This is a genomic window from Kitasatospora sp. NPDC057936, assembly GCF_042887525.1.
Classification (GTDB): domain Bacteria; phylum Actinomycetota; class Actinomycetes; order Streptomycetales; family Streptomycetaceae; genus Kitasatospora.
On the sequence record NZ_JBHVPD010000043.1, the window covers coordinates 61851 to 75798 of the forward strand.

The 13948-nt window shown below is 72.4% G+C and carries 5 protein-coding genes; 4 read left to right on the forward strand and 1 reads right to left on the reverse strand.

From position 1 onward, the window contains the following. The first annotated feature begins 108 nt into the window (after positions 1-108). On the forward strand, positions 109-1335 hold the full coding sequence (locus ACFVU9_RS22650; protein ID WP_380443457.1) for a glycosyltransferase: 1227 nt from the start codon (positions 109-111) through the stop codon (positions 1333-1335). Between the two features lie 117 nt (positions 1336-1452). Further along, on the forward strand, positions 1453-4500 hold the full coding sequence (locus tag ACFVU9_RS22655; RefSeq protein ID WP_387595901.1) for a bifunctional [glutamine synthetase] adenylyltransferase/[glutamine synthetase]-adenylyl-L-tyrosine phosphorylase: 3048 nt from the start codon (positions 1453-1455) through the stop codon (positions 4498-4500). Between the two features lie 75 nt (positions 4501-4575). Here the strand turns inward: ACFVU9_RS22655 and ACFVU9_RS22660 are convergent, their stop codons facing one another. Then, entirely contained in the window at positions 4576-5538 is a 963-nt protein-coding gene (locus ACFVU9_RS22660) for a phosphatase PAP2 family protein (RefSeq protein WP_387595891.1), read from the reverse strand. 327 nt (positions 5539-5865) lie between these two features. Here ACFVU9_RS22660 and pulA point away from each other — a divergent pair, with 327 nt between their 5' ends. Together pulA and ACFVU9_RS22670 are read left to right on the forward strand one after the other, a co-directional pair. Then, positions 5866-11367, forward strand: coding sequence for a pullulanase-type alpha-1,6-glucosidase (pulA, locus tag ACFVU9_RS22665; RefSeq protein ID WP_387595894.1), 5502 nt, complete (start codon positions 5866-5868; stop codon positions 11365-11367). 603 nt (positions 11368-11970) lie between these two features. Then, positions 11971-13948, forward strand: a 1978-nt coding sequence (locus tag ACFVU9_RS22670) for a M4 family metallopeptidase (protein WP_387595896.1), incomplete at its 3' end; no start/stop codon positions are given.

The following is a 13948-nucleotide window of genomic DNA, read 5'->3' on the forward strand; positions in this document are numbered from 1 at the left end:
AATATCTATGTACGGACTCGCTCATACCGGTGTCGCCTCGCTGGCATTGCTGGCGACCGGCGGTGCCGCCGCCGCGATCGGTGCGGCCGTGAAGTGGTTCGCCCGGCGGTGACCGAGTCGCTGACCGTGCTGATCCCGGCACACAACGAGGCGGACTTCATCGCTGACGCGGTGAAGTCCGCCTTCGCCCAGACGGTGGTGCCGCGCACCGTGCTGGTCATCGCGGACGCCTGCACCGACGACACGGCGGCGATCGCCGGGCGGTGCGGTGCCGAGGTGCTGGAGGTCGACCGGGGGAGCAAGCCGGAGGCGCTCAACCTCGCGCTCGCGCAGGTGACCACCGAGTTCGTGGCCCTGCTCGACGGGGACGGCTACTTCGCCTCCGACCGGGCGCTGGAGACGTGCCTGGAGCGGATGAACGCCAAGGACTACGGCGGCGTCTGCATGTCCGTCACGCCGCACAGCGTGAAGGGCGTGTTCCAGCGCTCCCGCATGATCGAGTGGGCGGCGGCGCACCGGATGTCCCGGACGGTGGAGTCCTGGCACGGCTGGGTCGCCGTACTGTCCGGCTGTGCGGGCGTGTACCGCACGGAGGCGGTCCGGGCGGTCGGCGGCTGGTCCACCGACAGCCTCTGCGAGGACGTCGAACTCGCGCTCAAGATGAACCGGGCGGGGCGCAAGGCGGGCTTCGTGGCGGGCGCCTACGTGTGCGTGCGCGACCCGGGCAGCTGGTCCGTCTACTGGGCGCAGAGCCACCGCTGGGCGGCCGGCTGGGCGCAGGCGCTGTACAAGCACCGCGGGCTTTTCCTCCGCAGCTGGGGATTCGCTCGGGTATTCGGTGCCATGCTCGTGGACAGTGCCCTGATGGCCATTGGATACCTTTCGCTGCTCTACCAGCTGGCCACCAGGTTCACCCATTTCGACGCTTTCCGCTGGATGGGCGTCTGGTTCCTGATGATGGTCGCCCTGACCTTCGGGACGGCCGCCCTGCAGATCGGCGTCCGGCGGACGCTCACCTGCTATCCGGCATATCTCGTGGTGGGCACCATGGGAACCGTGGTTTCCCTTTGGGTGATGTTCCGGGAATGGGTGCTGGGCCGGCACCTGACCTCCTGGACCGGTCGCCAGGGGCGGCGGGTCGTCATCACCCGGATGTCGGAGCGCAGACGGCTCGGCCTCACCCTCGCGGGTGTCGGCGCGGGCCTTCTCGGCACGGCTTCCGGCACCCTGCTGAACCGCGACTCCCTGGTCCTGACCGGCACGGCCGCGAGCGGTTCGGTCCTGCTGGCGGCCGTGCTCTGGTACCTGGTGAACCGGACGCAGGAGCAAGCCTGACACCCTGACCCCACCCGCGCCACGGCCCCCGTGGCGCGGGTGGTCCGGCTCCTGGGAAGGTAGGTCCAGGGACCGCGCACCCGCGCGGGCGACCGGGCGGGCCGGGAGGGCATGGCGATGGCGATGGCGGAGGAGGGACAGCGAGCCGGGAGCCGGGTCAGCCGGCCGGAGATCCGGCTGGTGCGGCGCGGATTCACCGATCCCGCGCGGGCGGTCCGGCTGCTGGCGGGGCCGGGCCTGGAGGGCCTGGCCGACGACCCCGTCCTGCTGGACGCGCTCGGGACCACCGCCGACCCCGACCTCGCCCTGCTGGGCCTCGCCCGGCTGCTGGAGGCCGCCGACGAGGCCGACCGGCACACCCTGCGCGACACCCTCACCACCTCCAAGCCGCTGCGCGACCGCCTGCTCGGCGTCCTCGGCGCCTCCACCGCGCTCGGCGACCACCTCGCCCGGCACCCGCACGACTGGCACGCCCTGGTCACCTTCGAGCTGCGGGACATGCACCCCGGCCCGGAGGACTTCCGGCGGGCCCTCGCCGAGGGCGTCCGGACGGGCGCGGCCCGCAGCCCGGCCGACGCGCTGCGCGTCGCCTACCGCCGCTGCCTGCTCGCGATCGCCGCCCGCGACCTCTCCGGCACCACCGACCTCGCGCAGACCGCCGCCGAACTCGCCGACCTCGCCGGCGCCACCCTGCAGACCGCCCTCGACCTCGCCGCCGAGCAGGACCCGCAGGCCGCCGCGGCCTGCCGGCTCGCCGTCATCGGCATGGGCAAGTGCGGCGGGCGCGAGCTCAACTACGTCTCCGACGTGGACGTCATCTTCGTGGCCGAACCGCCCGACCGCGTCGACGGGCAAGGGGCCGTCGACGAGCACGAGGCCGTCAAGGCCGCCACCCGGCTGGCCGCCGCGCTCACCCGGCTCTGCTCGGACACCACCGGCGAGGGCACCATCTGGCCGGTGGACGCCAACCTCCGCCCCGAGGGCCGCAACGGCCCGCTGGTGCGCACCCTGGCCAGCCACGTCGCGTACTACCAGCGCTGGGCCAAGACCTGGGAGTTCCAGGCGCTGCTCAAGGCCCGCCCGGTGGCCGGCGACACCGAGCTCGGCGCCGCGTACGTGGACGCGCTGGCCCCGATGGTGTGGCAGGCCGCCACCCGGGAGAACTTCGTCGCCGACGTGCAGCAGATGCGCCGCCGGGTGATCGACTCCATCCCCGTGACCGAGGTCGACCGCCAGCTCAAGCTCGGCCCCGGCGGGCTGCGCGACATCGAGTTCTCCGTCCAGCTGCTCCAGCTCGTGCACGGCCGCACCGATCCGGCGCTGCGCAGCGGCAACACCCTGGAGGCGCTGGCCGCGCTCTCCCGCGGCGGGTACGTCGGCCGGGCCGACGCCGCCTCGCTGGACACCGCCTACCGCTTCCTGCGCTCGCTGGAGCACCGCATCCAGCTGCACCGGCTGCGCCGCACCCACCTCATGCCGACCGGCGAGGAGGACCAGCGCCGGCTGGCCCGCTCCCTCGCCGGGCTGATCAACGGCGACACCCGCACCGACCCGGTCGCCGCGCTGCAGCGCGAGTGGAAGCGGCACGCCGTCGAGGTCCGGCGGCTGCACGAGAAGCTGTTCTACCGCCCGCTGCTCGACGCCGTCGCCGAACTGCCGCCCGGCGCGGCCGGGTTGACCCCGGACGCGGCCCGGGCCCGGCTGGAGGCGCTCGGCTACGCCGACCCGGCCGCCGCGCTGCGCCACCTCACCGCACTCGCCTCCGGGGTCAGCCGCAAGGCGGCGATCCAGCGCACGCTGCTGCCGGTGATGCTCGGCTGGTTCGCCGACTCGGCCGACCCGGACGCCGGACTGCTCAACTTCCGCCAGGTCTCCGACGCGCTCGGGCGCACCCCCTGGTACCTGCGCCTGCTGCGCGACGAGAGCGCCGCCGCCGAGCACCTGGCCCGGGTGCTGTCGGCCGGGCGGCTCGCCCCCGACCTGCTACTGCGCGCACCCGAGGCGGTGGCCATGCTGGGCGACCCGCAGGGCCTGGAACCGCGCCGCCGGGCCGCCCTGGAGCAGGAGATACTGGCCGCCGTCGGCCGCGCCGGGAGCACCGCCGCGGCCGTCGCCGCCGCCCGTTCGGTGCGCCGCCGCGAGCTGTTCCGCACGGCCGCCGCGGACGTCCTCGGCCGCCTCGGCGACGACCCCGCCGAGGCCCTGGACACCGCGGGCGAGGCGCTCACCGCCCTCAACGCCGCCACCCTGCAGGGCGCGCTGCGGGCCTGCGTCGCCGGCTGGGAGGCCGAGCACGGGGACCTGCCCACCCGGATCGCCGTCATCGCGATGGGCCGGTTCGGCGGCCACGAACTGGGCTACGGCTCGGACGCGGACGTGCTCTTCGTCCACGAGCCCCTGCTCGGCTCGCTGGACCAGGACGCCGCCAAGGCCGCCCAGGCGGTCTGCAACGAGCTGCGCACGCTGCTCGCGGCGCCGTCCACCGAGCCCCCGCTGTTGGTCGACGCCGACCTGCGGCCCGAGGGGCGCAGCGGCCCGCTGGTGCGCACCCTCGCCTCGTACGCGGCGTACTACCGCCGGTGGTCGCACGCGTGGGAGAGCCAGGCGCTGCTGCGCGCCGAGCCGGTGGCCGGGGACGAGGAGCTCGGCGCGCGGTTCCGCCGGCTGATCGACCCGCTGCGCTACCCCGGCGACGGGGTGCCGGAGCGGGACCTCCTGGAGATCCGCCGGATCAAGGCCCGGATCGAGGCCGAGCGGCTGCCGCGCGGCGCCGACCCGACCACGCACACCAAGATCGGCCGCGGCGGGCTGGCGGACGTCGAGTGGACCGTCCAGCTGTTCCAGCTCCAGCACGGGCACGAGCTGCCGGGGCTGCGCACCACCCGGACCCGTGCGGCGCTGGCCGCCGCGGCCGGGGCCGGGCTGATCGGCGAGGAGGACGCGGCCGTGCTGGACGCGGCCTGGGTGCTGGCCTCCCGGGTGCGCGCGGCGGTGATGCTGGTGCGCGGCCGGCCGGGGGACAGCTTCCCCGGGGAGGCCAGGGAGCTGTCCGGGGTGGCGCGCTACCTCGGGTACGGCGCCGGGCACAGCGGGGAGCTGGTGGACGACTACCGGCGGACGACCCGGCGGGCCCGGGCGGTCGTGGAGCGGCTGTTCTACGGCTGAGCCGGGGTGGGCCGGGGTGGGCCGGAAACGCGGGAGGGGCCCCTCGCGGGGCCCCTCCGTACGTCTCTTCGCGGTCTAGCGGCGGCCGCTGCCGACGGCCGGCTCGCTCCACTGCTCGGGGACGGTGATCGGCTCCTCGGCCGTCTCCCGGGCGGGCACCCGCGGCAGCTTGTAGACCCACTCCTGGTAGATCCAGCGGGCGGCGAGGAAGCCCACCGTCAGGCAGATCTCGCCGCCGACGGCGTCCATCCAGAAGTGGTTGGCGGTCGAGATGATGACCACCAGCGTGGCCAGCGGGTACATCAGGCCGAGCACCCGGACCCACGTCCGGCGGGCCAGGAAGAAGATCGCCAGACCGCACCACATCGACCAGCCGATGTGCATCGAGGGCATGGCCGCGTACTGGTTGGAGACGTGCGCGGCGGGTCCGGAGGCCATCGAGCCCCAGGTGCCGTGGGCCTTCACGGTGTCGATGAAGCCGCCGTCGGTCATCAGCCGCGGCGGGGCCAGCGGGAAGAAGTAGAAGCCGACGAGGGCGATCCCGGTGGTGACGAACAGCACCGTGCGGGCGGCGACGTAGCGGCCGGGGTGGCTGCGGTAGAGCCAGACCAGCACGCCGATCGTGATGACGAAGTGCAGCGTCGCGTAGTAGTAGTTCATGCCCGTGATGAGCCAGCCGACGCCGTCCACGGCGTGGTTGACCGAGCGCTCGACCGCGACGCCGAGGTTCTGCTCCAGGTCCCAGATCCAGCGGGCGTGCTTCTGGGCTATCGCCGCCTGCTCCGGAACGGCGTTCCGGACGATCGAGTACAGCCAGTAGCTGATGCCGATCAGGGCGAGCTCGAACCAGATCCGCGGCCGGGCCGGCGAGCGGCGCTGGTCGCGGACGCGGTCGCGCAGGGCGGCGGTGCGCGAGCGGACGGCCCGGGTGGCTCCGTCGGGGCCGCCGGACAGGGCCTGGCGTGCTCCGGAACCACCACCGTGCGCCTGGTCGGCGCGCCGCGCGCCGGCTTGCTGGATCTCGGTCGGTTCCCCCATGGACGAGAAGTCTGCCAGACGTCCCGTAGCCGTCCGCTCATCCTCTGGAAGTGGATTCTTCACCGGCTGTCCCCCTTGAGGGTTAGGGGGCGACTCCCACCAGGGTAGGGGGTGAGGTCGGGTCTGGTGCTTACCGGTGGGACTGGCATACGTCCCATTGTCACGCCGACCGGTGCGGGGCGCGCAATCGGGGTGCCCGAGGCGTGCGCGGATCGGTCGTGCGCTGCACTTTCCCGGCACGAAACCGTTTCTGCATCTTGCTGAAACATATTGCAGGCCGCTAGCTTCCAGGGAACTCGACCGCCCCTTCCCCTAAGGGAGCCCTCAGTGGCCGATACGCCGCTCAGCCCCCGGCGGAGCACCCCACGACGCAGACCCGGCCGCACGGCCGTCCTGCTCGCCGCCGCACTGACCGCCGCCACCCTCGGCGGCGCCCCCGCGGCCCTCGCCGCCGCCCCGCCCGCCCCGCCGTCGGACGCCGCACTGGCGGCCACCGCCGGGCGGCACGACCTCACCCGCGAGCAGTACTACTTCGTCCTGCCCGACCGCTTCGCCAACGGCGACCAGGCCAACGACACCGGCGGCATCACGGGCGGGCGGCTGGACAACGGCTTCGACCCCGCCGACAAGGGCTTCTACCACGGCGGCGACCTGGCCGGCCTGATCCAGAAGCTCGACTACATCCAGAACCTCGGCACCACCGCGATCTGGATGGCGCCGATCTTCAAGAACAAGCCCGTGCAGGGCACGGGGGACCAGGCGTCCGCCGGCTACCACGGCTACTGGATCACCGACTTCACCCAGGTCGACCCGCACTTCGGTACCAACGACCAGCTGAAGGAGCTGATAGCCAAGGCGCACGCCCGCGGCATCAAGGTCTTCTTCGACGTCATCACCAACCACACCGCCGACGTCATCGACGACGCCGAGCAGCAGCACGCCTACCGCTCGACCGGCGCCTACCCGACGCTCGACGCCGACGGCAACCCGGTCGACGAGACGGCCGTGGCCGACAGCGGAGCCCCCTGGCCGAAGATCACCAAGGACTCCTTCCCCTACACCCCGGTCTTCCGCACCCCCGCCGACGCGACCGCCAAGAGCCCGTCCTGGCTCAACGACCCGTCGCTCTACCACAACCGCGGCGACTCGACCTTCGTCGGCGAGTCCGCGACCGAGGGCGACTTCAGCGGGCTCGACGACCTCGACACCCAGAACCCCCGCGTGGTGAAGGGCTTCGAGAAGGTCTACGAGCAGTGGGTGAAGGACGCCGGCGTGGACGGCTTCCGGATCGACACCGTCAAGCACGTCAACATGGCCTTCTGGCAGCAGTGGGCGCCGGCGCTCAAGGACTTCGCCGCCAAGCAGGGCAACAAGAAGTTCTTCATGTTCGGCGAGGTCTACTCCGGCGACCCGGCGGTCACCTCGCCGTACGTCACCAAGGGCCGGCTCCAGGCCACGCTCGACTTCCCGTTCCAGGGCGCCGCGCGCTCGTACGTCTCGCAGGGCGGCTCGGCGAAGAACCTCGCCGACGTCTACGGCCAGGACTACCGCTACACCAGCGCCGACACCGACGCGTACGAGCTGCCGACCTTCCTCGGCAACCACGACATGGGCCGCTTCGGCTCCTTCCTCCTCGCCGACAACCCGGGCGCCGACGACACCACCCTCCTGAAGAAGGACCGGCTCGGCAACGAGCTTCAGTTCCTCACCCGCGGGCAGCCCGTCGTCTACTACGGCGACGAGCAGGGCTTCACCGGCGCGGGCGGCGACAAGGACGCCCGGCAGGACATGTTCGCCTCGCGGACGGCGTCCTACAACGCCGACCGCGTGCTCGGCGGCGCCCCTGGACCGGCCGACCGGTACGGGCAGGGCGGCGAGCTCTACCAGGGCATCGCCGGCCTCGCCAAGCTGCGCCGCGACAACCCGGCGCTCGCCGACGGCGCCCAGATCGAGCGGTACGCCGCCGACGGCGCGGGCGTGTACGCGTTCTCCCGGATCGACGCCGGGCAGCAGGTCGAGTACCTGGTGGCGGTCAACAACGCCACCGAGGCGAAGACGGTCACCCTGGACACGTTCTCCGCCGGGATGGGCTTCGACCGCATCTACCCGTCGGCGGGGGAGCACCTGACCAGCGGCGCCGACCGCAAGGCGACCGTCACCGTGCCCGCGCTGTCGTCCGTCGTCTACAAGGCGGGCGCCAGGCTCGCGCCGGTCGCCGCCGCGCCGCAGCTCTCGGTGCAGCCGCCCGCGGACGGCTCGACCGGGCTCGTGACGATCGGCGCGAAGACGGACGGCGGCTTCAACCGCGTCACGTTCACCGGGCAGATCGGCGACGGGCCCTGGCAGACGCTCGGCACCGCCGACACCGGGAAGTACGCCGTCACCCAGGACCTGAGCGCCGTCGCCCCCGGCACGGTCGTCCGCTACAAGGCCGTCGTGCAGGACTCCAGTGGGCACCTGCGCTCCGCCACCGCGAGCTTCACCACCGGCACCCCGGCGCCCAAGCCCGTACCCACGGCCACCGCGCGCCCGTACGCCGTCGTGCACTACAACCGGCCGGACGGGAACTACGACGGCTGGAACCTCTACGCCTGGGGCGACCTCGCGGACGGCGAGTCGACCCAGTGGCCGGCCGGGCACGGCTTCACCGGCCGGGACGCGTACGGCGCCTTCGCGTACGTGCGGCTCAAGCCGGGCGCGTCGGACGTCGGGTTCATCGTCGAGAAGGACGGCGTCAAGGATGTCGACGCCGACCGGCACATCGACGTGGGCAGCACCGGCGAGGTCTGGGTCAAGCAGGGCGACCCGGCCGTGCGGACCACCGACCCCGGCCCGACGAGCACCCCGCCGGCCGGTACCGCCGTCATCCACTACAACCGGGCCGACGGCGCCTACGACGGCTGGGGCCTGCACGACTGGACCGGCGCCGCGAACCCCACCGACTGGGGCAAGCCGCTGATGCCGGCCCGCCGCGACGCCTTTGGCGACGTCTTCGAGGTCCCGCTCGCCCCCGGGGCGACCAGCCTCAGCTACATCCTCCACAACGGCAACGACAAGGACCTCCCGGGCGACCAGTCGCTGGACTTCGCGGTCAACGGCCGGGAAGTGTGGATCCTCGGCGGCCGCGAGGGCTACCTCCTGCCCCAGAACGCCGCCGCCTCCTCGCAGTTGGACCCCGGCACCGCCAAGGCGCAGTGGATCGACGCGAAGACCGTCGTCGTCCCCGCGAACTACGGCGCCGCCGACGCGGCGCTCGCCGGCGGCACCAGCGCCCAGCTCGTCTACGACCCCGCGGGCGGCATCCGCGCCGACAAGGGCGTGCTGACCAAGCCGGGCAAGTGGATCCGGCTCACCCCCGCCCAGGGCGGGCTGACCGACGTGCAGAAGGCCAAGTTCCCGCACCTGGCGGGCTACCGGGCCTTCACCGTGGATGCCCGGGACGCCGCGCGCGTGCCCGCCGCGCTGCGCAGCCAACTGCTGTTCACCGAACACCTGCCGAGCGGGGCCGCGTTGGCCGCGACCGGCGTGCAGATCCCGGGCGTGCTGGACGACTTGTACGCGGGGAAGGCCGGCCGGGTGGACTTCGGCCCGGCCTACTACGACGGCAAGGTCGCGCTGTCCGTGTGGGCGCCGACCGCGCAGGACGTGTCCGTCCAGGTCTTCGACAGCGCCACCGGGGGCACTCCCAGGACGCTGCCGCTGAAGCCGGACGACGAGACCGGTGTGTGGGAAGTCGTCCGCGACAAGGCCGAGTTGGACGGCAAGTACTACCTGTACCAGGTGAAGGTCTGGGCGCCCTCGGTGCAGCAGACCGTCGTCAACACCGTCACCGACCCGTACTCGGTCGCGCTGTCCGCCGACTCCAGGCGCAGCCTGGTGGCGAACCTCGACGCCAAGGAGCTCAAGCCCGCGGGCTGGGAGGACCAGAACGTCCCGGCGGCCGTCCCGCCGGCGAAGCAGCGGATCCAGGAGCTGCACGTCCGCGACTTCTCGGTCGAGGACGCCACCGTCCCCGCCGCCGAGCGCGGCACCTACCTGGCGTTCACCGAGTCGAACTCGGCCGGGATGCAGCACCTGCGCGACCTCGCCAAGGCCGGTGTGACCACGGTCCACCTGCTGCCGACCTTCGACATCGCGTCCATCCCGAAGGACAAGGCCGGGCAGAAGCTGCCGCCCTGCGACCTCAAGTCCCTTCCGCCGGACGGCCCGAAGCAGCAGGAGTGCGTGGCCGCCGTCGCCGCGGACGACGCGTACAACTGGGGGTACGACCCGCTGCACTACAACGTGCCGGAGGGCACGTACGCCACGGACCCGACCGGGACCGCCCGCACGGTGCAGTTCCGGCGGATGGTGCAGGCCATGCACGAGGCCGGGCTGCGCGTCGTGCTGGACGTCGTCTTCAACCACACCGCCGCCAGCGGCCAGGACGGGAACTCGGTGCTGGACCGGGTGGTGCCCGGCTACTACCAGCGGCTGGACGCCAACGGCAAGGTGACGACGGACAGTTGCTGCTCCGACACCGCGCCCGAGCACGCCATGATGAACCGGCTCGTCGTCGACTCGGTCACGCTGTGGGCGCGCGAGTACCGCGTCGACGGCTTCCGCTTCGACCTGATGGGCCTCGACCCGAAGTCGACCATGCTCGACGTGCAGGCCGCGCTGCGGAAGATGACGCCGGACTCGGACGGCGTCGACGGGAAGAACGTCTTCCTGTACGGCGAGGGCTGGAACTTCGGCACGGTGGCCAACGACGCCCGGTTCGTCCAGGCCACCCAGGCCAACATGGCCGGCACCGGCATCGCGACCTTCGACGACCGGATGCGCGACGCCGCCCGCGGCGGCAACTTCATGCTCGGCTCCGCGCCGCAGCAGGGCTTCGCCTCGGGCCTGTACACCGACCCGAACGGCTCGCCCGCCAACGGCACCCCCGACCAGCAGAAGGCCCGGCTCCTGCACGAGATGGACCAGCTGAAGGTCGGGCTGACCGGCAACCTGGCCGGCTACGCGTTCACCGACAGCTCCGGCAAGCCCGTCACCGGCGCCCAGGTCGACTACAACGGCGCCCCGACCGGGTACGCGAGCAGGCCGGGCGAGGCGGTGGAGTACGTGGACGCCCACGACAACACCGACCTGTTCGACGCCCTCGCCTACAAGCTGCCCACCGGCACCGCCCCCGCCGACCGGGCCCGGATGCAGGCGCTCGGGCTCTCGCTCACCGCGCTCACCCAGGGCGCCGGCTTCGCCCAGGCGGGCAGCGACCTGCTGCGCTCGAAGTCGCTCGACTCGAACTCCTACAACTCGGGCGACTGGTTCAACGCGATCCACTGGAGTGCCGCGGACGGCAACGGCTGGGGCCGCGGCCTGCCGATGGCGGCGGACAACAAGGAGCTCTGGCCGACGGCCCAATCGCTCCTGGCCAACCCGAAGCTGACCGTCGGCGCGGACGACATCCGGGCGACCACGGCGCAGTTCCAGGACTTCCTGCGGATCAAGCGGTCCTCGCCGCTGTTCTCCCTGCCGACCCTCGCCGACGTCCAGCAGCGGCTGTCCTACCCGCTCTCCGGCACCGCCGCCGAGACGCCCGGGGTGATCACCCTGCACCTGGACGGCACCGGTCTGGCCGGCGCCGAGAAGGGTGTCACCGTGGTCTTCAACGCCACGCCCACGGCGCAGAGCCAGACGGTCTCCGCGCTGAAGGGGACGGCCCAGGCGCTGCACCCCGTCCAGGCGGGCGGCGCGGACCCGGTGATCAAGCAGTCCGGCTTCGACGCCGCGACCGGCACGTTCACCGTGCCCGGCCGCACCGTGGCGGTGTTCGTCCAGGGCTGACGACCTCCGACTCCCGGGCCCGGTACCGCCGTTGTGGCGGTGCCGGGCCCGGGTCCGTTCGGGGTCCGTACCGGGCTCGTGCCGGGTTCGTTCCCGGGGCCGCTCGAAATGGCCGGAACCGCGCGGTGGCACGGCCGGAATGGTGACGTGTCGGGCCCCGCGGACGCTGCGCCCCGGCCGGGCGGTCCGACGTCGGCCTGAGCGCTGGTCAGTGCCGGTGCGGGGGACCCGAACAATTTGGCGCTCATGAAAACCGTTGTTGTAAGTGCCTTTACCTGTAACGCGGTTGAAGCACTTCGCGATTGCCCGGTGCGGACTCGAATCGGCCAAACCATGGCATGCATCTGTCATTAACGGCTCATTTGCTGCCACGATTCCCCCTGCTGCGGACGAGGGACCCCCCAACTCTCCCTCCCCGCGGCGGCTTTCCCCGTGCGCACCTCTGCACGCACCGCACACCTGCACTCCTCTGCACCTGACTCTGTGAGCACCGCTGCACCCCTGGCGCACACCGCCGCCGGGGGCCCCCACTGCGCCGCAACCCCGCGGCCCAGGTCGCCCTCCACCGTGCGCACACCCGCGCCGGTCGGTTAAGGAGTCCGCATGTCCCGCTACGCCCACGCCCGGAAGGCGGCGGTCGTCATGGCCGCCACCACCGCGCTGCTGGTGACCGGCATCCCGGTCATCGCCCAGGCGGCCGCCCCCGACGCGCCGACGGTCGTCGCCCAGCAGCTCTCCGCCCGTGCGGAGCTCCTCTCGTCGGCGAACCAGCAGGCCGCGAGCCTCGCCCAGAGCATCGGGCTGAGCGGCCAGGAGAAGCTCGTCGCCAAGGACGCCGTCCAGGACACCAACGGCGACCGCCACCTGCGGTACGAGCGCACCTACGCCGGCCTCCCGGTCCTCGGCGGCGACCTGGTCGTCCACCAGACCGCGGCCGGCGCCACGAAGGGCGTGACCAAGGCCAGCGACGCCGTCCTGGCGGGCCTGGACACCACCCCCGCGCTCGCCGCGCCGAAGGCCCAGGAGAGCGCGCTGGCCGCCGAGTCGGGCGCCGCACTGGAGGCCGCACCGCGCCTGGTGGTCTTCGCCGCCAAGGGCACCCCGCGGCTCGCGTACGAGACCGTCGTCACCGGCAAGGGCGACGACGGCACGCCGAGCCGCCTGCACGTCGTCACCGACGCGGCGACCGGCGAGGTGCTCGGCAAGAACGAGACCATCGAGACCGGCACCGGCACCGGCGTGTACGTCGGCAACGTGCCGCTCACCACGACCCAGAGCGGCGGGCAGTACCAGCTCAAGGACGGCACCCGCGGCGGCCAGTACACGACCAACATGAGCAACGGCACGTCCGGCAACGGCACGCTGTACGCCAAGTCCACCGACACGTGGGGCAACGGCCAGGCCAGCAACGGCGAGTCCGCGGCCGTGGACGCCCAGTACGGCGTCGCCGCGACCTGGGACTTCTACAAGAGCGCCTTCAACCGCAACGGCATCCGCAACGACGGTGTCGGCGCGTACAGCCGCGTCCACTACGACAACAACTACGTGAACGCGTTCTGGGACGACTCCTGCTTCTGCATGACCTACGGGGACGGCTCCGGCAACACCCACCCGCTCACCGCGCTCGACGTGGCCGGCCACGAGATGACGCACGGCGTCACCGCCGCGACCGCCGCGCTCAACTACTCCGGTGAGTCCGGCGGCCTCAACGAGGCCACCTCCGACATCATGGGCAAGATGGTCGAGTGGAACGCCAACCTGGCCTCCACCCCGCCGAACTACTTCATCGGCATCCAGCTCAACATCAACGGCAACGGCACCCCGCTGCGCTACATGGACCAGCCCTCCAAGGACGGCTCCTCGGCGGACTCGTGGTACTCGGGCGTCGGCAACCTGGACGTCCACTACTCGTCCGGCGTCGCGAACCACTTCTTCTACCTGCTGTCGGAGGGCAGCGGCGCGAAGAGCATCAACGGGTTCAACTACAACAGCCCGACGGCCAACAACGTCACGGTCGCGGGCATCGGCCGGGACAAGGCCAAGCAGATCTGGTACAAGGCGCTCACCGCCTACATGACCTCGACCACCGACTACGCCGCCGCGCGCACGGCGACGGTCAGCGCGGCCACCGACCTCTACGGCGCGAACAGCAACGAGGTCTACCAGGTGGGCCTCGCGTGGGCGGGCGTCAACGTCGGCCAGGCGCCGCCGAACCCGGGCGGCGTCAGCGTCACCAACCCGGGCAGCCAGTCCACCGCGCTGAACGGCTCGGTGAACCTGCAGATCCAGGCCTCGGGCGGCACTGCGCCGCTGTCGTACGCCGCCACCGGCCTGCCCACCGGCCTGTCGATCAACTCCTCGACCGGTGTGATCTCCGGCACGGCCTCCACCGCGGGCAACTACAACACGACCGTCACGGTCACCGACGCGGGCGGCAAGACCGCGACGACCAGCTTCTCCTGGGCCGTCTCCGGCGGTGGCGGCGGCTGCACGCCGGCGCAGTTGCTGGGCAACGCGGGCTTCGAGACGGGTTCGGCGGCGCCGTGGACGGCGTCGAGCGGTGTGATCGACAACAGTGCGT